The organism is Parvimonas micra (genome assembly GCF_037482165.1).
In the GTDB taxonomy this organism is placed as follows: domain Bacteria; phylum Bacillota; class Clostridia; order Tissierellales; family Peptoniphilaceae; genus Parvimonas.
This window is the reverse complement of the sequence record NZ_CP148048.1, coordinates 394,451-416,828: the sequence shown is the minus strand read 5'-3', so window position 1 is coordinate 416,828 and position 22,378 is coordinate 394,451. Positions and strand designations below refer to the sequence as shown.

At 25.8% G+C, this 22,378-nt stretch carries 25 protein-coding genes, 1 tRNA gene, 1 other RNA gene and 1 CRISPR repeat array (1 of these 28 only partly in view); of the genes, 1 reads left to right on the top strand and 26 read right to left on the bottom strand.

Features of this window, described 5'->3' with window-relative positions:
* Window positions 1–500: direct repeats of the CRISPR family, unit length 36 nt; unit sequence GTCTTAGTACCTATGTAGATTACATTACTCTCAAAC (it extends 127 nt beyond the left edge of the window).
* A gap of 53 nt (window positions 501–553) precedes the next feature.
* The 24 genes from csn2 to WFJ11_RS01960 all read right to left on the bottom strand — a co-directional run bounded on the left by csn2 (window position 554) and on the right by WFJ11_RS01960 (window position 19,000).
* Window positions 554–1,219 carry a type II-A CRISPR-associated protein Csn2 gene (csn2, locus tag WFJ11_RS02075; protein ID WP_293441021.1) on the bottom strand — a complete coding sequence of 222 codons (666 nt, stop codon included), beginning with the start codon at window positions 1,217–1,219 and terminating at the stop codon, window positions 554–556.
* Entirely contained in the window at window positions 1,216–1,536 is a 321-nt protein-coding gene (cas2, locus tag WFJ11_RS02070; RefSeq protein WP_338817570.1) for a CRISPR-associated endonuclease Cas2, read from the bottom strand. The genes csn2 and cas2 overlap by 4 nt, the downstream gene beginning before the upstream one ends.
* Window positions 1,526–2,407 carry a type II CRISPR-associated endonuclease Cas1 gene (gene cas1 / locus WFJ11_RS02065; RefSeq protein WP_338817569.1) on the bottom strand — a complete coding sequence of 294 codons (882 nt, stop codon included), beginning with the start codon at window positions 2,405–2,407 and terminating at the stop codon, window positions 1,526–1,528. The genes cas2 and cas1 overlap by 11 nt, the downstream gene beginning before the upstream one ends.
* Window positions 2,407–6,609, bottom strand: coding sequence for a type II CRISPR RNA-guided endonuclease Cas9 (gene cas9, locus WFJ11_RS02060; RefSeq protein WP_338817568.1), 4,203 nt, complete (start codon window positions 6,607–6,609; stop codon window positions 2,407–2,409). The genes cas1 and cas9 overlap by 1 nt, the downstream gene beginning before the upstream one ends.
* A 376-nt stretch (window positions 6,610–6,985) precedes the next feature.
* Complete coding sequence (locus WFJ11_RS02055) at window positions 6,986–7,516, bottom strand: hypothetical protein (RefSeq protein WP_293439908.1); 531 nt, start codon at window positions 7,514–7,516, stop codon at window positions 6,986–6,988.
* A gap of 237 nt (window positions 7,517–7,753) precedes the next feature.
* Window positions 7,754–8,110 (bottom strand): PBECR2 nuclease fold domain-containing protein, encoded by a 357-nt coding sequence (locus WFJ11_RS02050; RefSeq protein WP_009372397.1) that lies wholly within the window; start codon window positions 8,108–8,110, stop codon window positions 7,754–7,756.
* A 97-nt stretch (window positions 8,111–8,207) separates the two neighbouring features.
* An RNA gene (ffs, locus tag WFJ11_RS02045) (signal recognition particle sRNA large type) lies at window positions 8,208–8,474 on the bottom strand.
* Window positions 8,474–8,564, bottom strand: a tRNA-Ser gene (locus tag WFJ11_RS02040). Before WFJ11_RS02040 ends, ffs begins: the two co-directional genes overlap by 1 nt.
* Before the next feature lie 54 nt (window positions 8,565–8,618).
* Entirely contained in the window at window positions 8,619–9,173 is a 555-nt protein-coding gene (locus WFJ11_RS02035) for a class I SAM-dependent methyltransferase (RefSeq protein ID WP_338817567.1), read from the bottom strand.
* Window positions 9,154–9,543 (bottom strand): hypothetical protein, encoded by a 390-nt coding sequence (locus tag WFJ11_RS02030; protein ID WP_338817566.1) that lies wholly within the window; start codon window positions 9,541–9,543, stop codon window positions 9,154–9,156. The genes WFJ11_RS02035 and WFJ11_RS02030 overlap by 20 nt, the downstream gene beginning before the upstream one ends.
* The gene (locus WFJ11_RS02025; protein ID WP_338817565.1) at window positions 9,543–10,235 is read right to left on the bottom strand and encodes a pseudouridine synthase; all 693 of its coding nucleotides are present in this window, start codon (window positions 10,233–10,235) and stop codon (window positions 9,543–9,545) included. Before WFJ11_RS02025 ends, WFJ11_RS02030 begins: the two co-directional genes overlap by 1 nt.
* Window positions 10,222–10,803: an SMC-Scp complex subunit ScpB gene (gene scpB / locus WFJ11_RS02020; protein ID WP_338817564.1), complete on the bottom strand. Its 582-nt coding sequence runs from the start codon at window positions 10,801–10,803 to the stop codon at window positions 10,222–10,224. The genes WFJ11_RS02025 and scpB overlap by 14 nt, the downstream gene beginning before the upstream one ends.
* Entirely contained in the window at window positions 10,796–11,530 is a 735-nt protein-coding gene (locus tag WFJ11_RS02015; RefSeq protein ID WP_293439913.1) for a segregation and condensation protein A, read from the bottom strand. Before WFJ11_RS02015 ends, scpB begins: the two co-directional genes overlap by 8 nt.
* Window positions 11,530–12,141, bottom strand: coding sequence for a site-2 protease family protein (locus WFJ11_RS02010; protein WP_338817563.1), 612 nt, complete (start codon window positions 12,139–12,141; stop codon window positions 11,530–11,532). The genes WFJ11_RS02015 and WFJ11_RS02010 overlap by 1 nt, the downstream gene beginning before the upstream one ends.
* Window position 12,142: 1 nt before the next feature.
* Entirely contained in the window at window positions 12,143–12,661 is a 519-nt protein-coding gene (locus WFJ11_RS02005) for an NUDIX hydrolase (protein WP_338817562.1), read from the bottom strand.
* Window positions 12,646–14,364 carry a DNA repair protein RecN gene (recN, locus tag WFJ11_RS02000; protein WP_338817561.1) on the bottom strand — a complete coding sequence of 573 codons (1,719 nt, stop codon included), beginning with the start codon at window positions 14,362–14,364 and terminating at the stop codon, window positions 12,646–12,648. The genes WFJ11_RS02005 and recN overlap by 16 nt, the downstream gene beginning before the upstream one ends.
* Window positions 14,365–14,371: 7 nt before the next feature.
* Window positions 14,372–14,824: an arginine repressor gene (locus WFJ11_RS01995; protein WP_009354235.1), complete on the bottom strand. Its 453-nt coding sequence runs from the start codon at window positions 14,822–14,824 to the stop codon at window positions 14,372–14,374.
* Between the two features lie 8 nt (window positions 14,825–14,832).
* Window positions 14,833–15,567, bottom strand: a complete 735-nt coding sequence (locus tag WFJ11_RS01990) for a TlyA family RNA methyltransferase (RefSeq protein ID WP_338817560.1) — start codon at window positions 15,565–15,567, stop codon at window positions 14,833–14,835.
* A complete protein-coding gene (locus WFJ11_RS01985) occupies window positions 15,567–16,415 on the bottom strand; it encodes a polyprenyl synthetase family protein (RefSeq protein ID WP_338817559.1) in 849 nt (282 codons plus the stop codon). Before WFJ11_RS01985 ends, WFJ11_RS01990 begins: the two co-directional genes overlap by 1 nt.
* The gene (gene xseB / locus WFJ11_RS01980) at window positions 16,415–16,672 is read right to left on the bottom strand and encodes an exodeoxyribonuclease VII small subunit (protein WP_009372270.1); all 258 of its coding nucleotides are present in this window, start codon (window positions 16,670–16,672) and stop codon (window positions 16,415–16,417) included. The genes WFJ11_RS01985 and xseB overlap by 1 nt, the downstream gene beginning before the upstream one ends.
* A complete protein-coding gene (gene xseA / locus WFJ11_RS01975; protein ID WP_009372626.1) occupies window positions 16,662–17,861 on the bottom strand; it encodes an exodeoxyribonuclease VII large subunit in 1,200 nt (399 codons plus the stop codon). Before xseA ends, xseB begins: the two co-directional genes overlap by 11 nt.
* A gap of 15 nt (window positions 17,862–17,876) precedes the next feature.
* Entirely contained in the window at window positions 17,877–18,224 is a 348-nt protein-coding gene (locus WFJ11_RS01970) for a hypothetical protein (RefSeq protein ID WP_338817558.1), read from the bottom strand.
* A 23-nt stretch (window positions 18,225–18,247) separates the two neighbouring features.
* Window positions 18,248–18,652: a transcription antitermination factor NusB gene (gene nusB / locus WFJ11_RS01965; protein ID WP_313960963.1), complete on the bottom strand. Its 405-nt coding sequence runs from the start codon at window positions 18,650–18,652 to the stop codon at window positions 18,248–18,250.
* A gap of 9 nt (window positions 18,653–18,661) precedes the next feature.
* Window positions 18,662–19,000: an Asp23/Gls24 family envelope stress response protein gene (locus WFJ11_RS01960; protein WP_009372433.1), complete on the bottom strand. Its 339-nt coding sequence runs from the start codon at window positions 18,998–19,000 to the stop codon at window positions 18,662–18,664.
* Between the two features lie 296 nt (window positions 19,001–19,296).
* Here WFJ11_RS01960 and WFJ11_RS01955 point away from each other — a divergent pair, with 296 nt between their 5' ends.
* Window positions 19,297–20,532 (top strand): dicarboxylate/amino acid:cation symporter, encoded by a 1,236-nt coding sequence (locus WFJ11_RS01955; RefSeq protein ID WP_009732756.1) that lies wholly within the window; start codon window positions 19,297–19,299, stop codon window positions 20,530–20,532.
* 101 nt (window positions 20,533–20,633) lie between these two features.
* On the opposite strand, the gene WFJ11_RS01950 is transcribed toward WFJ11_RS01955, so the two are convergent.
* Window positions 20,634–21,233 (bottom strand): response regulator transcription factor, encoded by a 600-nt coding sequence (locus WFJ11_RS01950; protein ID WP_278477771.1) that lies wholly within the window; start codon window positions 21,231–21,233, stop codon window positions 20,634–20,636.
* A complete protein-coding gene (locus tag WFJ11_RS01945) occupies window positions 21,214–22,260 on the bottom strand; it encodes a sensor histidine kinase (protein ID WP_338817556.1) in 1,047 nt (348 codons plus the stop codon). The genes WFJ11_RS01950 and WFJ11_RS01945 overlap by 20 nt, the downstream gene beginning before the upstream one ends.
* Window positions 22,261–22,378 lie beyond the last annotated feature (118 nt).

The following is a 22,378-nucleotide window of genomic DNA, read 5'->3' as shown; positions in this document are numbered from 1 at the left end:
ATTCGGTCTTAGTACCTATGTAGATTACATTACTCTCAAACTCAGCTACACAAAGTTTTTACATCAATTCGGTCTTAGTACCTATGTAGATTACATTACTCTCAAACATTCAATTCTCTTTTATGATCTACTATATGTCTTAGTACCTATGTAGATTACATTACTCTCAAACAACAATGGTATCAGTATAGATACTGAAAAGTCTTAGTACCTATGTAGATTACATTACTCTCAAACAAATTTAAGCTAGAACAAGCTGAACAACAGTCTTAGTACCTATGTAGATTACATTACTCTCAAACGATAATGGGTTTCAAAAGATAAATATCTATGTCTTAGTACCTATGTAGATTACATTACTCTCAAACTTAACTCCTAAAATGGGATATCTTCGTTTGGTCTTAGTACCTATGTAGATTACATTACTCTCAAACATATATACCGATGTTAAAACAGGTTCTTCAGTCTTAGTACCTATGTAGATTACATTACTCTCAAACCTCAAATGCAAGATTTGAGGTAAAAGTTTTTACGGTTACGAGCCGATAAGTAATCAATATATTTCACATAGGTCTTCGTCAATTATATAAGTTTTTTCTTTAGTTTGAACAGTTTTTAGATTATTAGGTTCAACTAAGACTATACTAAAATCATTATAGATTATATATTCATAAAAGTCAAGAATTTCATCTTCGTTAAAATACTCTTTAAAACCAATAAATACAAAATATTTAATTCCAAATATTTCATTTATTACATTGATATAATTTATAATTTTATCAAGTAGTAATTCACTATATTGTTTTATTTTTACATTCAAAGATTTCAATATTTCCGCAACATCCAAATCACAAGATATATCCAAATACATATCGTATTGTTTAGTAAGATTAAAAACATATTCTTCAATCTTACTTTTTAAATTAGAGGTTTCAATTGAATGTTCCAATATAGCTATTTCTTTTAATTTTTTATAAAATCTAGTAAGTGCATATTTATTGATATCAAAAGTAAAATAATCATAGAAAGTGAATAAATATTTATCTGGTACTAATAGTTCAATATCCTTTGATAGTAAAATATTTCCATCTCGGATATTTAATTCATTAACAAACGAATTTACAATCTTTCTATATTCAATTTTATTTTCAATAATAATGGTATTAATCTTTTCATCTAAATCAACATTAAAATTAAAATTTTTTAATTGTAGTTTCAAAACACTTCTATCCTTTCATCACTATCTAAAATAGCAGTTTCATATTCACCAACTAAAGTTTCCATTTTTTGAAATTGCTTCTCTGTTATTGTAATTACTTGAACAAGTCCTTTGGGTGGCAAGTTTTTCTTTAATTTAGATAAAAAATTATCTGCAGAGGTTGAGTTTAAAAGCATTTTTACATAGCAAGATTCTTGTAACATTATAAATCCGTTACTTATTAAAAACTTTCTAAAATGTCTATACTCTTTTAAATCTTCATTTTCTAAAGTTGGTAAATCAAAAAATAATAATATTCTCATAAATCTATAACTCATTTTCGTAAAACCATATATTTGTTAAATCTCTTTCGTCTAAACCATCTAATAAACTTTTAGTATAAATTTTAATAACATCCTGTAAATAATATTCTTTATTTTTTATATATAATTGAGTAGATAAAAGTTGTTGTAAATTTCTTTTTTCATCAGTGCCAAAATTGTCAATTCCCATTTCTACTACCAATTTGTCAACTAAAGGTCTAAAAGGTTCCATAAAATCACAAGATAAATTAAAAGGATTAAATTTGTTTCTGTGAAATAGTCCGATATTCGTTATATAACCATTGCTAACAACTTCTCTATTAAAAAGAGACAGTAAGATAGAATAACCATAGTCTAAAGCCATATTTATAACATTTTCTTTATCATCTCTATTAAAATTAACTCCAAAAAGTGAATTAAAATATACTTTTGCAGCATGTCCCTCTCTGTTTGTTGAATCAAAATGTTCTACTTGAAACATATAATTTTCTAAAAGTTTATACTCCTTAAGATTAAAATACTTCAAAACTTCCATTTGTTTTCTTATCTTTTCTGATACTATTAGTGTCCAAAGATTTTCTTTTATTTCATCATCCCAAAAAATTTGACTTTTTATTCTCTCACTGGAATCGTAACCCCCATAATATGGAATTAATTCTGATTCAGGATTATGTGTTTCATCACAAAAAATAACTTTAATTTTATTTTTCATAAGTTCACTAAGTAACGCAGAGGTTATAGAAACAGATGTGCTTTCTATAATAAGCACACCTATTTCTGAAATATTAACCTGTTTTAAACTTTCATTTTTCCTTATATTCATATTGTTATATCTTAAATCAAGCTTACATCTTTCTGTTATTACTATTGTTCTCCAACCCGCCATTATTCAAGCCTTTCTTTTTTCACAAACAATCCTGTAACAGACTCATCAACAATAACAAAATCCTTAATCAAATCTTCTTGAAGAGTTTTTTGTAAACAATTTGCTTTTTTATCAATATCTATAAGACTAAAATCTAAATCATTTTTCTCGTATTTATAATAATTCAAAAATTCTTTTATTAATTTTGACTTACTATATAAATCTAAACTTTTAAAAATATCAAATTTATCTTTAATCTCAATTGATTTTTTGTTTGAATTAAAATCTTGTAGTTTATAGTTTTTATAAATTGATGATTTTTGAATATCACAAAGTTTTAAAAATAGTGTATCAAACCCATTATTTAATCTATCAATACATTCTTCATAAGTTTCGTTAATTTCGTTTTGCTTTTTCTTTTTTAGAAAACTTACAATATATTTTTGCTTTTTTAAATCGACATTAGCATTATTCTTTTCAAATTTTATAGCATCATTTGTAAACTTTAAATAAGTTTCATCAAGATATAGCGACTTAAAATTATCAAATTTAATAACACCATTTTTATTGAAAGATTTAATTAAATAAGGATATCCATCTATTAACACTTTTTGATTCTTAAATATCTTTCTTATCAACTTAGAATTTTTATTCCCTTTATTTTCTAAGAATTTTTCTATATCTGAATTATTTTTTAACTTTTCTTTATCAACAATAGTTATTCCATCAAACCCAATCTTTTCATTCCCTTTTTCTTCATACTTAAACAAAACAAAATAAGAATTATTTAGCGAATCAAAGTATCCATATTTTTTAGCTAATTCATCATTTTTTAACTGTCTATTTCTGTTTTTTAATGATTTAGGTATATTTGCAACTATATTTCCAACTTTTTTCTTTAATTGTGTCCTATCCTTTATAGTTAAATTAAACAGTTGACCTTTACCCTCAACAAGCATTTCAGTTATGTTTACAGTTTTTCTATATACCATTTTATTTACAGTATTTATTGTATTAATTTCTTTATTTTCTTTTGAAAATACCCATGCCACATTTTCATTACGAAATACATCAGATTCATAAATCTTTTCAAAATTATATCCTTCTTTTTTGTCAGGATTTTCTTCATTTTTATTTTTTACTTCTCTTATGAATTTCCAATAATTTTTAGTAAATTTAGTATTAAAAACATTGCCTACTACTATATTTAAATAGGCATCTTGAGCATGATGTGCATCATTTACTTCTCTTACCTTTATAATATCAAATCGTTCTCTAAAATCACTTACTAAAGAAGCTTTTGAATATACAACTTCTGTTCCATCAAAAAGTTTTTCAAAAAGTTTAGCTACTTCTTTTGTAGATTGTCTTGTTGTAACAAGTTGTCTAGCAACAAAATCACCAAGTTCTTCATCTGTAAAATTTTTCTTTCTTGTAAGTCTATTATATTTTTCTTTTGAAATGAATTTATTTTCTCTTAAAAAGATCCAATAATTATTCATCCTGGATTGAATTTCAGGTTTAATAAGTTCATTTGATTTACTATGATTTTCTTGTTTTTCAACCAATACTATATTATCAAAGCTATCATCTTTTACTTTTGATTGTGGATAAATATGATCAATATCGTAAATATTATTATTAAATAATTCTGATAAATCTATATCATTTCCTGTATACATAGATTTTCCCATTTGCATAAAATATAAAAATAACTTCTTTTGTCTTAATCTATTATCATCATATTTTTCAACTTGCGAACTTAAATCTTGTAAATTATTGCAATAATCAGAAAGTGAGTCTTTCATATTTTTATACAATTCTTTAATTTTATCTTTTCTTCTTTCAGTTCTCTTTCCTTTTTCTCCTCCACCTTTTGCCATTTCAATAAATACTTTTTTAGGATTTTTGCCTGTAATTTTCTTTATTTCCATAGCTATTTTATAAGTTTGAATAATAGAACGCTTAACTGATGGAGAAACATATAATTCATTAACATATTCTTTTATATCTATATTAGAAAAATCATCTTCTTCATTAATTTCATCTATTTTAGATTTTAAATTAAATTTGTCAGATAAAAGTTCCATTGAATTATAATTGGTGCTTCTTAATGCTTCTATAACACTTTCAAATCTTTCTGTACCATCAGTTTTTCCAAAACTTATAACTGTTAGAAATTCTTTAGATAGTCTTCCCCATTTGTTAAAATTTAATTTATTAATTTTAGTAAATTCTTCATCGGTTATATTATATTCTTTATATAATTCTCCAACTGCATTTTTAAATAATTCTTTATCACTTCCATATAAGCATTTAAGTTCTATACATCTTTCAACAAAGTTTTTTACATTTTTATTTTCTATTTTTTCACCTAAAATTTTTCTAAATGTATTATATCCTTGCAACTTACCATTGAACTCAACATCTACTCCAGTAATGCTCTCAACATCACTTACAGCTTGCTTTTTCTTCAAAAACTCAGCAAATTTTTTCTTTGTAACTTTAACTATTGTTTTAAATAATTCTTCTATTATCTCATTCTTTAAAGTAGGATGTAAAAGCTCATTATCAACTGTAACTTTATTTAATTCATTTAAAAGAACAAATTCTTCATATAATAGTGAGTTTTTGGGTATAACATCTTCTCGTCTTAAGTAAGTACATCTATTAGTCATTCTTTTAATGAAATTTTCAGCACTCTTTTGTGTATCAACTTTTTCTTTAAAATTCCAAGGAGTTATTGGACTTTTGGTATTTTCATCTTTTCTAACAACCCAAGTATTAGTACCTTTTACATTTTCGTCTGTATTAAGAGGTCCTACATAATATGGAATTCTAAACTCAAAAAGTTTTATAATCTTTTCACAAATAGTCATACCATCACTTTTTTCATTTAAGAATGAATGATATTTTCTTTGATTATCAAGTATTTTCTTTAGTTCTATTTCATGAACTTGATAAGGAACTGTTGAGTTTTCTCCACTTTTAAGTTTTTCTAAAAATTTATTTTCATCAAGCTTATGCAAAATATTATTAAATAACTCTTCATCTTCAGCTTCAACTTGTATATCTTTAAGATATTTATTTTTTACTTCCTTATTTATATCAGATATACTACATTTCTTATTTTCAATTAATCTTTTTGTTTTTATTTTACTTAATCCTATATAACTAGGATAATTTATTTTTTCAGAATTACTTCTAAAAAACTTATAATAATCAGAAGGTTTTAAATATTTTTTAAAAATATATTTTAAACTATCTAAATCTTTTTTATGTTCACAATATAAATCTACTTTAGATTCTGAAAAACTATCACTATTTTTAAGTATTTTCTTTAAAACCATAAAATCGTATATTTTCTTAGATAAATCAACGATAAAAATATTTTCTCCTAAAAGTTGATAAAATTCATCTCTTTTTTCATTTTCATAATCAATTTCAGCAAAACTAATTTTTTGGTCTTTAAGTTCTTCATTGTTAAAAACATCTTTAAGATCTACTTTACTCCCTACACCCATATTCAAAATAGCTAATATTCTATTATCTGAAAATATCTTTTTGAACTCTGTTTTCTTTATTGATTTAGTATTATCACTTAAAATAATTTCTTCTATTCTTTCTTTTAAATTTATATCAATATTAAAATCAAAATTTTCGAAAATCCAAGATGATAATTCTTCAAAAATAAAATCAAAACTTTTTATATCTTCAAAACTTTGTCCTTCAAAGATAAAATGACCTCTATACTTTAAAATATGATGCAAAGCTATAAATACAAGTCTTATATCAAATTTCCTATCTTCAAAAATTAAATCTTTTCTTAAATGGTAAATAGTTTTATATTCATTATAAAAGTCAATATCTGTGTAATCTTTGTCATTAAATAAAGCATAATTAAACTTAATAGACTTATCTTCGTTGTATAAATTACTTTCTTCAAGTCTCCTAAAAAAAGTATTATCAACTTTTGATATCTCGTCTAAAAATAGTTCTTCCAATAGTTTTAGACGTCTTTTTCTTCTATCGAGCCTTCTTCTACTATTTCTGTAAACTCTTCTTTCCTTAGCTGTTTTCGCCTCTTCAAATAGCCTACTACCCCACATATCCTTTTTATTAAACCTTAAAATTTTATATTGTTGATCTGTAACAGACCAGCCAACAGAATTCGTTCCTATGTCGAATCCTAAATAATAATCTTTAAATTCTTGCTTTCCCATTTTCAACAAACCCCCACAAAAAATTTAGTCTTTATATTGACTTTTATAAAATATGTGTTATAATTTATGTATAGGAACTTAGTGCCTATGTAGATTGCATTACGAGTTCAAATAAAAATTTATTCAAACCGCCAGTAATGGCTAACCTAAGTCGTTTAGGTCAACTCACGAAAGTGAGTTATTTTTTTGCAAATAATATCATCAAATAACAAATTGATAATATTATTAAAGAAAACCTTTTATTACAACACAATTAGATTATAGAACTAAAAACCGTTTTTGTCAATGTTTATAATCCTTAACTTGTATTTTCACAATAAAAAACAGAGTTAGATTATATAACTCTGTTTGAAAACTTTTTATATAAATTTAAAATCTAAGTTGGCAAATTGTAAATTATTGATGTAGGAACAAAAAAGAAATATGGTGCTGTAAAGATTGCCATATATAATGCTAATTTTTTCTTATCTTTTGCTTCTAAATCAACTTTTGAAAAACTATATTTTTTGTTCAAATAATATATACAAAGTCCTGAAATGATGACCGCAATAGATACTAATAGAAAAGCATAAATATTTTCAAAAGGACTTCTCATCATAGGTTCAATCATTTTTTCATTAATCAATTTTAAAAATCCAGAATCCTCACCACCCATTCCAACCAAGCTTGATATTAAAAACAAGAAAATTGCACCAACAAAGTCTGCAAAAAATCCAAATAAGAATACCTTTAGAATTACTTTTTTATACTTTTGAAAAGTATCATCTATCTTTAAAAATTTTAAAGATAATAGTATTACAATTGAATCTATAACAAAATTTACAGGCATTGCAATAAGCCAAGTTATAGGAAACAATAGTAAAAACCAAATCGGAAAAAATACATTGTAAAGTTTTTTATTTTTCATAATGACCTCCTTTATTATCCAAGATTTTTCTACTTACAAAACTTAAACACAAAATACTAAATGTTGTTTAAATAATTTGCTTACAAAAAAAGAGTCAGACTTCTCCAACTCTCAAAATTTGAATTAAGTAGTCGGTTGGTCGGTGTACCCAACATCTCAGATACCTTGTTGCAGGTGTGGCAGGAACCCTTTCTGCCCTCAACTACTTCTTTACTTAACTATAGTATACCCAATTTTTTACTCTTTGTCAACCTTCTTTAGTCTTCCACTAAATTTTCTGCTGTTTAATTTATAGTCATTTATGCTATACATGCTGACAATAAAAAATTTATCTTTAGTTTTATTAACTTTTAAAGCCAGTAAAATATTCTTTTTATAACATTTTACATACTCCAAAGCCAGTTTTTTTCCATTTGTATTAATTCCTACATAATCAGGATTTTCAATTATATCACTAATTTTATCTACATATTTTAAAACATCATAATGCTTTCTTTTTTCAAGATGTCTTTTTAAACCATGCTTAGAATATTCTATTTCTGATAAGTCTGTTTCAAGACCTAATAATTCTTTAATACTATCCTTTACTATCATAGCTATACCTCTAAATATATTTTAGCATAAAATAAATATAAATCAAATATAATTTTATAAAAAAAGAGCTATCTTTACAGATAACTCTCTAGTATGTAAGCACACCCAAGGTCGCTTAACAAGAAATGTACGGTACCTTTGCAGTTAGCTCAAAGTAAGCAATCTTACGGCACATAGAGTATTTTACTTATGGCTGCTTCCGTCAAGACCTGACCAGATTCATAAAGCTCTATTGCGTAAGGACCCACTCGTCAACACCACTTACAAAAGTCGGCTACACCCCTTGAAAATCTAACTTGGGAATTCAGCCCTGCTATAGCAGATTACAGGTTACAAGGTACTGCTAACACCCCGCCTAGTGCATGGCGGAGAGCGAGGGATTTGAACCCTCGAAACGCTTTTGACGTTTACACGATTTCCAATCGTGCTCCTTCGACCACTCGGACAGCTCTCCACGACACCCATATATTATAATGTATTTTTTTTGTTTAGTCAATATAAAAATAATTTATATTTTCTGAATCATAACCACATAAGGTGGATTATTTTTTTGATTTTCAAAGGTAAATTTAAGAATGGTATATTCTTTTTGGTTTAAGTTTTGTAAAAATTTTGATATTTCTAAACTCTCAATCTGACCAGCAGAATGTCCAATATAAAAAGTTATGAAAATAACTCCTTTAGAATTTAATTTCTCGAGCAATTTCTTTAAACTTTCTTCAACATCGTCTGCATTAGTAGTTATATATTTATCTCCTTTAGGTAAATAACCCAAATTATATATTGCAAAATCAATATTTTCTTTTACAAATTTATAAAAATTTTTATGATTTTCTAAAATCAATTCACAATTCGAATATTTTTCAAGCAAAATTTTTGAATTATCCAAAGCTTCTTTTTGAATATCAAAACAATAAAGTTTTTCAGGCTGTAATATCTCTAAAATATTTTTAGAGTCAAACCCATTACCAACTGTCATGTCAACTGCAACTTTAATTTCACTAATATAATTTTTCATAAAAAATTCAATTAAAGTCTTTGTATTATTTATTTTTACATCCACTGCAAGTCTTTCCTTGTTCTAAAATTTCATCTACATCATAAATGTATAAATTATCTTCTACTTTAGTAACTCCTGAAATTCCTTCAAAAAACAATTTAGAATAAAATTTCTTTTTTCCCTTCATGTATACTTTATAAGCAATACATTTTATGAAAAATCTATTAAATCTTTCCATTCCTTCATCATATTTTATTTCTTCTAAGTAATAATCCTCATCTCTAAAAGTAAGTTTTACATATCCAATTATATTTTCTTCCATTACTAAGCTGAAATAAAATGTTGGTACAGATAAATCAATACTTCCACCTATTCCATATTTGACATAAAGTTCTTCAAATTCTTCTGGAGTGGCATTTTTTAATCCTATCATTATAAACTCCTTAAATATTCAATCTCTTCTTTACTAAGTTCTCTGTAGTTTCCTAATTTTAATCTTCCAAGTTTTATTTTACCAAACGCAATTCTCTCAAGAGAAATAACATTATAGCCTAAAGTTTTAAACATTTTTCTTATCTGTCTATTTCTTCCCTCTTTTAGAAAAACTTTTACTATGTTATTTTTAAAGTCTAACATTTCAAATCTTGCTTCTCTTGTAATTTTACCTTCAAGCATTATGCCTGAAGATAACTTTTTCAAATCGCTTTCTTTTAAAGTTTTATCAACCTTTACGATATACTCTTTTTCAACATTATGACTTGGATGTGTCAGTTTAAAAGCTAAGTCCCCATCGTTTGTTAAAAGCAAAAGTCCAAAACTATCCTTATCCAATCGTCCCACAGGGTAAATTCTCTCTTTGGAATCTATCAAATCCAAAACAATTTTTTCTTGAAATTGGGCTTTCGCTGTACTGGAATATCCAATAGGTTTATTTAAAAGATAATATTTTTTAGTTTCTTCTAATTTGATTTTTTTGCCATCAATTAAAACTTCATCGTTTTCTGAAATATCAATACCTTTTGTAGCAAGTTTTCCATTTACAAAAACTTTCCCTTGCTCTAAAAGTAAATCAGCGTTTCTTCTTGAACAGTATCCGGAATTTGCAATAAATTTATTTATTCTCATCTTTTATTTCCACATCATTTTCATCTTCAACTATTTGGTTTTTTTCTTCATCAGAAATAAATTTTTCAATGTCAGGCAAGTCTTTTAAAGACTTTAAATTAAATTGATTTAAAAAGTTCAGAGTTGTCTTATAAATAATCGGCTTCCCAATTCTATCAAGTCTTCCCGCCTCTTCAATAAAATCTTTTGACATTAGAGTATCGATAGAACTATTACATTTAACTCCTCTTATCTCTTCAATTTCTTGCCTTGTAATTGGCTGTTTATATGCAATTATAGCCAAAGTTTCCAAAGTTGAATTAGTTAAATGCTTCATTGTAACTTTTTCAAAAAGTTTAGAAATAATATCATGATATTCTTTTCTTGTCTTTATCTGATAATGATTAGAAATTTTTTGAATTACAAGTCCTCTTTTTTGAAATTCAAACTCCTCTACAAGTTCATCAGCGTAAACAGTAGCCTCTTTTACTGAAATATCCAAAACTTTTGCAATATCATCAATTTTTAAAGGATCTCCATAAACAAATAACAACTGTTCAATAACTTGTTTATATTCTCTACTATTCAACTTCTCCCCCCACTAAATTAAGTTTAATATTTTTATCTTTATCTTGAAAAATCTTAATAATATTATTTTTTACAAGCTCCAAAATAGATATAAAAATTGTTATAAGTTCACTTTTTGTACCATTATAAAAAACTAAATCTTCAAAATAAAGCTCTTTTTTTTCATACATTTTATCTTTTATCATTGAAATATATTTTTCAATCGGAAATAAATCTTTTTCTATTATTTTTTCAAATGAATTTTCTTCATTTTTAATTTGATACTGATTTATAATACTTTCCATTAAAGAAAGCAATACATTAACATCAGTATTTAAAATAATTTCCTTATCTTCAGTCATATATTCAGTAATATCAGACTGCATTTTTGAATATGCTTTACTTCCTTCTGTTTCTAAGTTTCTAAAGTATTCTCCTACCTTCTTAAACTTTCTATATTCAATAAGTCTTTCAATCAATTGTTCTTTTGTAACAATTTCTTCTTCATCTTCATCTGTGTTTTTAGGAATTAAACTCCTTGACTTAATTTCAACTAAAGTACTAGACATTAGCAAAAAAGCTGATATATCAGTATCTTCACTATAAACTGAATTTTCAATTACTTCAAGATAATGTTTAGTTATTTTACTTATTTCAATATCATAAATATCAACCTTTTGTTTTGAAATTAAATCAAGCAACAAATCCAAAGGGCCTGAATAAGCATCTAAATTTACTATTAATTGCATTACATCACCAACATATAAGCAATTTTAATTATAAATTGTCCAACAGTATTAGCAATAGGTGATAAAAATGTTCCAAAAGTTCTTGTCATGATTAATATAAGTAGAATAAGAGTTGTATAATTTGAAAGTTTAAAATATTCATATTCTACTTCTCTTGATAAAAATGCACTTATGAAAATTGCACCATCAAAAGGTGGCAAAGGTATCAATCCTATAATTCCAAATACTATACTTATAGAGATGATATCTCTAAATAGTAAAAATAACATTTTGTTATCAGATCCAACAAGTATATATATAATTGCTGAAATTAAAGCTATTAGGAAGCACATAAAGGCATTCGATAAGGAGTAAATTATTTTACCCCAGAATCTATTTTTAAAGTTAGATACATTTACTTCTAATGGCTTTGCCCAACCGAATTTAAAAATTATAAAACAAATAAAGCCTACTATATCTATATGATTAACAGGATTCAAGCTAGTTGCTCCATTTAATTTCGGTGTATTATCTCCTAGAGCTAAAGCGACATTTGCTTGAAAAACTCTACAGGCTATAATTACAAACATTACAGCAATTCCAACAATTAAATTCTCTATTATAATGTCCATACTACCCCCTATTTATTTCATTTAAAATAGCTATTGCCGTTTTAAAATCTTTTATTTCTCCATTAAAATACATCTTTTTTAATTCATCAAAATGAATTTTAATAATACTTAAATTTTCATCCTCATCTTCTGGTAATTTTGAAGAAAATAAGCTATCAGCTCTGAAGACTACAACTTTTTCTGTACAAAATCCAACACTTGTATAACCTTCAAAAATTTTTTCTAAATTATTAGAACTAAAACCTATTTCTTCTTGCAATTCTCGAAGAGCGGTTTCTTCATAATTTTCTCCTATTTCTACAAGTCCGGCAGGAATTTCTAAAAAGTCCTCTTGAATCGGAAATCTGTATTGTTTAACTAAATATACATATCCTTTTTCATCAATTGGAAAAATTGCAACTGCATCTTTATGCTCTACAATTTCTCTTCTTAAAACTTTATCATCTTTTTCAAAGTATTCAAGTTTTAAATTCAAAATTTTTCCGTCAAAAATTTCTTCTGATTTTACTTTTCTATACATCTTAATCTTTCCTTTTTTTCATTTGCAGTTTCAATCATTTCCTTAGATTGTCTTATAGTTGTTTCATTAATATTTGCTCCACCTATAAGTCTTGAAATTTCCATAACTTTTTCATCATAATTTGCACATAACACTTTAGATAGAGTTTTATCTCCAACCATTTCTTTGCTTATTATAAAATGCGTATCTGATAAAACAGAAATCTGTGGTAAATGAGAAATTACAAGAAGTTGATGATTTTTTGAAATTTCTGCAAGTTTCTCTCCAACAATTTGAGCAGTTATTCCACTTATACCCGTATCAATTTCATCAAAAACAAGAGTTGCTATCTTATCTCTATCTGATAGAACCTTCTTAAATCCTAACATAATTCTGCTAAGTTCCCCACCTGATGCTATTTTATATATTTCTTGAAGTTCTTCACCCTTGTTTGTAGAAATTAAAAAAGTAACTTCATCAAAACCAGTATTTGTAATTTTATTATTAGTTTTTATGTCTATCTTAAATATTGAATTTTTTAAATCTAAATCCAAAAGTTCTTTTTCAATTAATTTTTCTATTCTCTTTGCAACTGCTTTTCTAGAATTTGAAATTTCTGTAGCAAGCTTTTTATATTTTTCACTTAAACTTTTAAGTTTGTTATTTTCTTCAGATAACAAATCTTTTGAATGTTCAAGCAAGTATAAATCTTCTTCTAGTGAATTTTTATATTTTATAAGCCCTTTTTTATCTGTCTTATGTTTCCTTTTCAAGTCATTTAAAAGATTAAATTTTTCCTGTAAAATCGTAAGACTCTCTTCGTCAATATAAATACTTGAGTAATAATCTTGAATTTTTGTATATATTTCTTTTAATCCAAAAGAAATATTTTCAAAATCTTCACTTAATTTTACATTTTTATCATTTTCTTCTAGTACAACGAGATTTCTATTTATTTCATTCAAAATGGAAAAGGCATTTACTTCTGAATTTTCTCCATCAAAAAGCTCAACTAAATTTCCACAACAGCCTAAAATTGTTTGACTATTATTAAATTTATCAATTTCATTTTCGATAAATTCTTCATCCAAAGTTTCAAGTTCCAAACTATTAAGCTCTTCAATTTCTGATTTTATTTCTTCAACATTTTCATCAAAATTGATAACTTTATTCTTTAACTTCTTTAAATTAGTATTTGCCTTTTTTATTTTGTCATATAATATTTCTAAATCTTTTAATTTTTTTCTAAACTCATCATTGCAAAAACTATCTAAAATTTCAACAAAATCAGCTTTATTAAATAATGTATAACTATCATGTTGCCCACATACATTTAGAATATTCAACATAATATCTGATAGAATAGAATTATTTACAGTTCTATTATTGATTTTTGAAACTGATCTTCCATTTTTGTTAATAGTTCTTGAAATAACTAACATATTATCTTCAATTTCTATATCTAAATCTAGCAATTCAAATTTATTCTTTATAATTTCTTCATCATAATCAGAAAGAAAAAACACTCCTTCAACATAAGCAGTATCACTACGTTTACCGATGGATGAAGTATTGGCTCTTCCACCGCAAATCAAAGAAATAGCACCGATAATTATAGATTTACCGGTTCCTGTTTCACCTGTTAAAATATTAAGTCCCTCAGTAAAGGAAATTTTTATTTCGTCAACAATTGCTAAATTTCTAATATATAATTCAGATAACATAATATCCCTACCTTACAAGTTTCTTTACTTCTTCAACTACAGAATCTAAAAAAGCTTTATCATCAATCGCTATAAAGATAGTATCATTTCCTGTTACAATTCCAGTTACCATTTTTAACTTTGCATTTTCTATATACGAACCACATATACTTGCAGTATGTGGAATAGTCTTTATAAGAATCATATCTTCATTATGCTTTATAGATAAAATTGCAAGTTTACAAATCTTACTCAATCTTTCATCTAAAGAATCATAAAGTGAATCGACAACCTTATATTTATATTCTCCATTTTTAGTTTGAACCTTTAAAATCTTTAATTCTTTAATATCTCTTGAAACTGTCGCTTGTGTTGAATGAATTCCCTTTTTTTCCAAGCAATCTGAAAGTTCCTCTTGTGTTTTTATTTCGTTATTTTCTATTAAATCTAAAATAATTCTTTGTCTTGTGTATTTTTTCATATAACCTCTTAAAAAATCCCTTTAATAAGCGCTAATTTTTCTTTATTTCCATCTCCACCAAGTATAGGTGAATCAATTACAGAAATAATTTCAAGCTTATTTCCAAGTGCATAGATTTTGACTTTTTCAACCACATTCTCTATGACTTTTTCGGATTTAACTATCCCCTTTTTATTTAAACTTTTTCCTTCACATTCAAATTGTGGTTTTATTAAAGCCACAATTTGACTATCTTCTTTTAAAAATTTATATAAATTTTCAAAAATATATTTTAAAGAAATAAAAGAGACATCAATTGAAATAAAATCAATCTTTTCTCCTATTTTTTCAAAATCTAAATATCTAAAATTTGTATTTTCTAAACTAACTACTCTATCATCATCCAATAAACTCTTAGCAAGTTGATTAGTACCTACATCTATTGCATAAACTCTTTTTGCATTTTCATTTAACATAATTTGTGTAAAACCACCTGTTGATGAACCTATATCCATACAGACTAAATTTGTTAAATTAAGTTTAAAATTTTTTATTGCAGAATCTAATTTAATGGCTCCTCTTCCCACATAACTATCCTCAAAAGTTGCTTTTACTGTTATTAATCCTGGATTTTCAATCATCATAGAAACTTTTTCTATAATTTTACCATCATAAAAAGCTCTTTTTTCTGTAATAATTCTTTTAGCATGAGTTCTTGACTTTACAAGTCCCAAGTTTACTAGACAAATATCTGCTCTTTCCATTAATAAGTCCTTTTTGCCATATAATCAATAAAATTTACAAAGAAATCTTTTTTTCCTGAAATTTTATTAATTTCTTGCAATGAAATTTTATTCAATTCTTCAATTTTCTTTTCAACTTCACTCTTTCCTAGAACAGTTGCAAAAGTCTTTTTTTTCAACTTAATATCCTCATTATAGTCGAATAAATCATCTTGAAGTTGGAAAACTAACCCTAAGTTTTTAGCATAAATCTCCAAATGTGTTAAGTCATTATCACTTGCCCCACCGAGTTTTGCTCCCGCTAAAATTGCAGCTTTAAAAAGTTCTCCTGTCTTTAAAGAATTAATCTTTTCAATATCTTTTAAATTCTCTACATTATTTTCAAGATCTAAAAACTGACCATAAATCATTCCACTTATTCCACTTGAATTTAAAATTATTTCACTTGCAGAAATAGCAAGATTTATTTCATCAGAATTTTCTAGCTTTTTCATAGCTTTAATCATAATTAAATTCGCATTATTTAAAAGCTCATCACCTACTAAAACAGCATTAGATTGTCCATATTTACCATAGACAGATAACACTCCTCTTCTAAATTTATCATCGTCCATTTCAGGTAAATCATCATGAACTAAAGAGTAGTTATGAATAAGCTCTAAAGCAACTGAAAAGTCTATAGCTATATAAGAAATATCTCTATAAATTTTAAAAGCCTCTAAAAGTAAAATAGCCCTTATTCTCTTTCCACCAACAGAAAAAGAATAAGCACACATTTTTTCAAACTCATTATTATCTGAATAAATTTTACTTAATCTTTCTTCTATTATGCTTTTATCATTAAAAATCAATTTTTTAAAATCTTCCATTATAGCTCTAAACTCACTTGTCCATCTTCTAAAGTTTTTTCTACAAATTTTTGATCTTCATCTTCAGCTTTTTCGTCAAATAAGAATAATCTACCTTCTTCTTTTTCAAGAATTTCAACTAATTCTTTATGAAGCTTCATTCCTTTTTTATACAGTTCAATACTTTTTTCAAGACTTAATTGTTCTTTTTCTAAAGTATTTACTATTTTAATAAGTTCCTCAATTCCCTTATCATAATTTTCTAACTTAATTGCCATCTATAATCTCCTTAACATCGGAAATAATTTCTCCATTAGAAACCTTTAGTTTCAAAGAATCTCCTACATTTACATTTTTAATATCCTTTACAATTTCATTATTATCATTATAGATAATACTATACCCTCTATCTAAAATACTATTTGGATTTATAATTTCTAAAGATTGTCTTTTAAAATCTAATAATTGTTTATTATATTTAAAAATTGAAACTATTTTTTCATCTAAAGATTTTTTCAAATTCTCAAGATTTTCTCTTAGTGTAGTTATTCTATTAACTGGATTATAATATTCCAATTCTTTTTTATAATGTTCAAGCTGAACTTTTTCAGCAGAAATTTCTTCTAATATATTCTTACTTAGTTTTTTCTCTGCTTGGTTTAAAAATTCTTTTATCTCATCCATACTTACAGATGAAAGCTCAGCTCCTGCTGTAGGAGTTGCAGCTCTCTTATCTGCAACATAGTCTGTTAGCATTGTATCTATTTCATGACCAACCGCTGATATAATAGGTTTTTTACAATTAAAAATGGTTCTAATGAGATTTTCATCATTAAAAGCATTCAAATCTTCAAAAGAACCTCCACCTCTACCAACAATTATCGTGTCAATAAAATCAAGTGAATCTAAATATTTAACACCTTCAGCTATTTCATCACTAGCTCCAATTCCTTGAACTTTTGCAGGATAAAAATAGATATTTGCAATTCTATATCTTCTTCGCAATGTATTTAAAATATCACGAATTGCAGCTCCATTCTTAGCTGTAACCACCCCAATATTTTTAGGAAATCTTGGGATTGGTTTTTTAAATTCAGAATTAAAGAGGCCTTCCTTTGAAAGTTTTTCTTTTAGAGCTAAAAACTGCTCATATAAATTTCCACGACCGACCTCTTCAACATTTTTACATAGAATCTGATAGTAGCTTCCTTTTTCATAAGTCATAACAGTACCTGTTACGACAACCTTTTGTCCATCTGTTAAATTCAAACTTTGTGCAATCGGAATAGTTTTAAAAACTACACATTTAAGCATAGCTTCATCATCTTTAATACTAAAGTAACTATGTCCACCTGATTTTTTAAAATTAGATACTTCGCCTTCAACACTTATGTTGGATAAAAAAGAATCTCTCCTAAGTACATTCGAAATGTACTTACTTACTTCTTTAACCTTAAATGTTGTCATCAAAATTCTCCTATTTTAGAATATCATTAAAAGAATACCACTTATAGCAAATATACTAACTGCAGGAACTATACTTTCTTTTAATGCTTTTATAGATGTTTTAGGAATAGCTATAAGTGCCATTAATGTACAAACTGCTGGAACATAAAAACTCATCATTAGAAATGCTTGTCTCCAAAACAATAGAGTTGTATTAGTTGAATATTTAAATATCAAGAATATTCCAATACAGACTACACTAAATATTGTATATACTACCCATCTTTTTTTCCCCTCAGACCCAACTAAATAAGTTGATACACCTATTCCAGTTAAAGCTATGGCAAGAAATACGATTAACAATAAATTACCAAGTAAACTCATAACTACCTCCTAAAATCAAATTTTTATTTTTTCGCTCTAACGATTGTTCCCAAAATACCGTTAATAAATTTATATGAAGCATCAGTTGAATATTTATTTGCAATTTCTATAGCTTCATTTATTGCAACACTTTCAGGAATTTCGTCTAAGTAATAAATTTCATTTACTGCAACTCTAAGAATTGCCAAGTCAATCTTAGCTATTCTATTGTAGTTCCAGCAACCTTCTAAATTTTCCTTTATAATATTATCAATGTCATCAAGATTGTCTATTATAGATTTACAATTCTTCCTAATATACTTAACTTCGCTACTAGGCAAATCAAAATACTCTATAAAACTTTCAATCTCATCACATTTAAAATTATTTTGTATACTTAGCTGATATATCAGCTTCATACACCATTCTCGTGCTTCACTTCTAGTCATATAAGCACTCTACTTTTCAATAGACTCAATACAAATATTCACACCTAAAACTTTAATACTTGTCATAACTTCTATTTTTAATTTTATATTTTCTTGAATTTTTTTAACAATTTCTTCGAATTTTTGTCCATATTCTACTGAAACTTTAACACAAACTTCAATTCCTTTTTCTAAAAATTCAATTTCTATTCCTTTCTTAGAATTTTTTGCATTAATTTTTTCGATATCATCTGGAATTCCAACTATAGATTTTACCCCTTCAACTTCAATAGTTGCCATAGCAGCTATCATATAAAAAATATCATTTGATATCTTGACACTGCCATTTTCGAATTTATTTTTATTCATAATTAATACACCTCCACTTATCTAGTATTATATCAAAAATTGCAAATTTATTCAAATAAATTTGCATATTTTTTCAAGTTTTATTCAATTTTTAAATTAAGTTATTTATGAATATATATAAATAAATATTTTTGAATAATTTTTATTATTTATTCTAAATACTTTTATTAAAATTTATCAGGAAAACAATTTATTATAGCAAATTTTATTATTAATTCTATTTCATTTTAATTTATTTTATGTTATAATAAAAGTGCATTGTATTATAGTGCTAAATTAATTTAGGAGGAATTAGAATGAAAAAAAGAAAAAAAATCTCATTACCCCTACAGATTATAATCGCACTTTTCATTGGTGTAGCTTTAGGTCTGTGTTTACAATCAAATCCAAAAATTGCAGATACTTATCTAAAACCAATTGGATCTATATTTTTAAATTTAATTAAATTGGTGATAGTTCCTTTAGTATTTTCATCACTGGTTGTTGGTGTCGCTGAATTAAAAGATATAAAGAAACTTGGAAAAATAGGTTTAAAAACTTTTGTGTTTTATTTTTTAACAACTACCTTTGCAATAATTTTAGGCTTGTTTTTTACTAATATCCTAAAACCAGGTGCAGGTTTTACATTACCTACAACATTAACAGAAGTAAAAGTAAATGAAGCACCTAATTTTATAGATACTTTAGTAAATATAATTCCTGCAAATCCTATGAAGTCAATAGTTGAAGGAAATATGTTACAAATTATAGTATTTGCATTGATACTCGGTTGTGGACTTTTATCTTTAGGAGAAGCAAAGTCTAAACCTGTCTTTTTATTTTTTGATGGAATATCAAATGCTATGATTTCTATTACAAACGGAATAATGAAACTTGCTCCAATTGGGGTATTAGGTTTAATTACTCCAGTTATTGCAAATAATGGTCCAAAAGTATTATTACCTTTACTTAAAGTTATTTTTATAGTTTATCTAGCCAGTATTATTCATGCACTTTTAGTGTATTCATCATCTATAAAAATATTTACTAAAATGAAAGTTAGAACATTTTTTAAAAAAGCTTCTACTCCATTTTTTGTAGCATTTTCTACCGCTTCTTCTGCAGGAACTCTTCCTGTTTCTATGGAAACTGCAGAAGAAGAAATGGGTGTTTCTAAACCTATTGCTAGTTTTGTCTTACCTTTAGGTGCAACCATAAATATGGATGGAACAGCAATATACCAAGGAGTTTGTGCATTATTTATAGCACAAGTATATGGAATAGACTTATCAATTCAACAACAAATTGTAATTGTACTAACAACGACATTAGCATCTGTTGGAACAGCCGGAGTTCCAGGTGCTGGAGTAATTATGCTTACAATGGTACTACAAAGTGTAGGACTTCCTATTGAGGGAATCGCACTTGTCGCTGGAATTGATAGAATTTTTGATATGATAAGGACAGCAGTTAATATTTTAGGAGATATAACTTGTTCAGTTGTTGTTGCCCACTCTGAAAAAGAATTAGATTATTCAAAACATAATGATTAACCCCCTTATCAGATGTTTTTAATCAAATGGGCAAATATGAAACCTCCTGTTTCACTAAAAAAGCCAACTTATGTTGGCTTTTTATCTGATTTATTGTTTATTTACTTCGTATAATAATATATTGCAAGTTGCGTTCTATCTCTAAGTTCTAACTTTTCTAAAATTCCTGAAATATAATTTCTAACAGTTCCCTCACTTAAAAATAATTTTTCTGAAATTTCTTTATTTGAAAGTCCCTTTGCAATTTGTTCTATAATTTCAATTTCTTTTTGAGTTAAATTTTCAAAATCTTTTTTTGTCGTATTAAATAGGCTTTGTAATTTTAATTCATTATCTAAAATTTTATTCCCAAGCTTTACACTTTCTATTGCAGGAATTAGTGATGCTACATTATCTTTTAAGATAACTCCTAAAACACCTTTGTTTAAAGCTCTAATTATATCATCTCTATCATTGAAAGTTGTTAAGAGCATTATTTTGGCATCTTTGTCATATTCTAAAATTTCTATTGCAACATCAACTCCATTTACTTCTTTCATTCTAATATCTAAAATGACTACATCAATTTTATTTTCTTTGTAAGTCTCAATTGCTTTTTTAGAGTCTGTAGTAGCTAATACTATTTCATAACCACTCTTTTCCAATATAGTACTTAAAGCATTTAATACTAATAAATCATCATCAACCATTAAAATTTTCATTATTCTCTCCCTTATCTATTGCAATATTTATCTTAAATCCATCATCTGTAATAACATTGAATAGCCCATTATATTTTTTTGCTATTTCTTCCATCGATAAAATACCAAGACCGTCATTTTTTTCAATATTAATATTTTTTCCATTATCAAAAATCGTAATTATATATGAATTTTCATTTTCTATTATTCTCACAGTAAAACTATCTCCAGTTGAATGTTTAGTAAAATTAGCAAAAGCCTCTTTTACAATGCTTAAAATGTCAAAACTTAAATTTTCATTCATCTTTGTTTTAACTCTATATATTAATTTTGACTTTACATTTGGAACATTTATAATTTTTTCAATAGAGCTTTCTAAGTCAAAAGCAGATTTATACATATTATGAATTATTTTTCTTATATCAACTAATCCACCTGATAAATTCTCCCTAATTCTTATAACTGAAGTTTTTATCTCTTCATCATCACATATTAATTCCAATGCTCTAAGTTCCAAAATAGAAGCTGAAATTGTATGTCCTATTGAATTATGTAATTCTTTTGAAATTTTTTCTCTTTCTTTTAAAATACTATCATAATTCTTTTTTTCTTCTTCCAGATACAATTTCTTTAAATCTTTTTGTAATCTATAATTTGTCTTATAAAAATTTAAAAACTCTCTATGATAAAAAACTTTTCTTTCATAGAGTTCTCTATCATATTGAGATAGACAAACAATTAATAAAGATAAAGCAAGGAAGTTAATTTCTTTACTCAATAGGAATACAAGAAATATTGGAATATTGTAAATTGACTTGCTATAAATTGCATAAATAAAAGAGAACATAAAAAATCTAAACTCCGGAAAAAAATAAATTATAATCAAGAAAATTACTGACAAAGCTAAACTATAATATATATTTTCCTTAATTTCAACTATAAGCACAAAAATTAACGAAATTAAGCTAAAAATTGCAACATTAGCAAAACTCATTTTTTCTGAAAATAAAAACAAAAAATTTAATAAAAAATACTTTAAAAATACCATAATATCTCCATCTAATTTAAAATAAATAAAACAATAATCATTTAAAAACTATTATAACTATTTTACCATATTTTTCAAAAAATTACATTTGTCATATTGATAAAATTACATAATACAC

What these genes read in the sequence shown, in the direction of transcription:
- WFJ11_RS02055 (WP_293439908.1), bottom strand. Translation starts at nt 7,516, where the DNA reads ATGAAAAATAAAAAACTTTACAATGTATTTTTTCCGATTTGGTTTTTA.
- nusB (WP_313960963.1), bottom strand. Translation starts at nt 18,652, where the DNA reads ATGACTAGAAGTGAAGCACGAGAATGGTGTATGAAGCTGATATATCAG.
- WFJ11_RS01985 (WP_338817559.1), bottom strand. Translation starts at nt 16,415, where the DNA reads ATGGAAGATTTTAAAAAATTGATTTTTAATGATAAAAGCATAATAGAA.
- cas9 (WP_338817568.1), bottom strand. Translation starts at nt 6,609, where the DNA reads ATGGGAAAGCAAGAATTTAAAGATTATTATTTAGGATTCGACATAGGA.
- WFJ11_RS01995 (WP_009354235.1), bottom strand. Translation starts at nt 14,824, where the DNA reads ATGAAAAAATACACAAGACAAAGAATTATTTTAGATTTAATAGAAAAT.
- cas2 (WP_338817570.1), bottom strand. Translation starts at nt 1,536, where the DNA reads ATGAGTTATAGATTTATGAGAATATTATTATTTTTTGATTTACCAACT.
- xseA (WP_009372626.1), bottom strand. Translation starts at nt 17,861, where the DNA reads ATGACAACATTTAAGGTTAAAGAAGTAAGTAAGTACATTTCGAATGTA.
- WFJ11_RS02025 (WP_338817565.1), bottom strand. Translation starts at nt 10,235, where the DNA reads ATGAGAATAAATAAATTTATTGCAAATTCCGGATACTGTTCAAGAAGA.
- WFJ11_RS01955 (WP_009732756.1), top strand. Translation starts at nt 19,297, where the DNA reads ATGAAAAAAAGAAAAAAAATCTCATTACCCCTACAGATTATAATCGCA.
- WFJ11_RS01960 (WP_009372433.1), bottom strand. Translation starts at nt 19,000, where the DNA reads ATGAATAAAAATAAATTCGAAAATGGCAGTGTCAAGATATCAAATGAT.
- xseB (WP_009372270.1), bottom strand. Translation starts at nt 16,672, where the DNA reads ATGGCAATTAAGTTAGAAAATTATGATAAGGGAATTGAGGAACTTATT.
- WFJ11_RS02015 (WP_293439913.1), bottom strand. Translation starts at nt 11,530, where the DNA reads ATGCAATTAATAGTAAATTTAGATGCTTATTCAGGCCCTTTGGATTTG.
- recN (WP_338817561.1), bottom strand. Translation starts at nt 14,364, where the DNA reads ATGTTATCTGAATTATATATTAGAAATTTAGCAATTGTTGACGAAATA.
- WFJ11_RS01990 (WP_338817560.1), bottom strand. Translation starts at nt 15,567, where the DNA reads ATGGAAAGAGCAGATATTTGTCTAGTAAACTTGGGACTTGTAAAGTCA.
- WFJ11_RS02010 (WP_338817563.1), bottom strand. Translation starts at nt 12,141, where the DNA reads ATGGACATTATAATAGAGAATTTAATTGTTGGAATTGCTGTAATGTTT.
- cas1 (WP_338817569.1), bottom strand. Translation starts at nt 2,407, where the DNA reads ATGGCGGGTTGGAGAACAATAGTAATAACAGAAAGATGTAAGCTTGAT.
- WFJ11_RS01970 (WP_338817558.1), bottom strand. Translation starts at nt 18,224, where the DNA reads ATGAGTTTACTTGGTAATTTATTGTTAATCGTATTTCTTGCCATAGCT.
- WFJ11_RS02030 (WP_338817566.1), bottom strand. Translation starts at nt 9,543, where the DNA reads ATGATAGGATTAAAAAATGCCACTCCAGAAGAATTTGAAGAACTTTAT.
- WFJ11_RS02050 (WP_009372397.1), bottom strand. Translation starts at nt 8,110, where the DNA reads ATGATAGTAAAGGATAGTATTAAAGAATTATTAGGTCTTGAAACAGAC.
- WFJ11_RS01950 (WP_278477771.1), bottom strand. Translation starts at nt 21,233, where the DNA reads ATGAAAATTTTAATGGTTGATGATGATTTATTAGTATTAAATGCTTTA.
- WFJ11_RS01945 (WP_338817556.1), bottom strand. Translation starts at nt 22,260, where the DNA reads ATGGTATTTTTAAAGTATTTTTTATTAAATTTTTTGTTTTTATTTTCA.
- WFJ11_RS02005 (WP_338817562.1), bottom strand. Translation starts at nt 12,661, where the DNA reads ATGTATAGAAAAGTAAAATCAGAAGAAATTTTTGACGGAAAAATTTTG.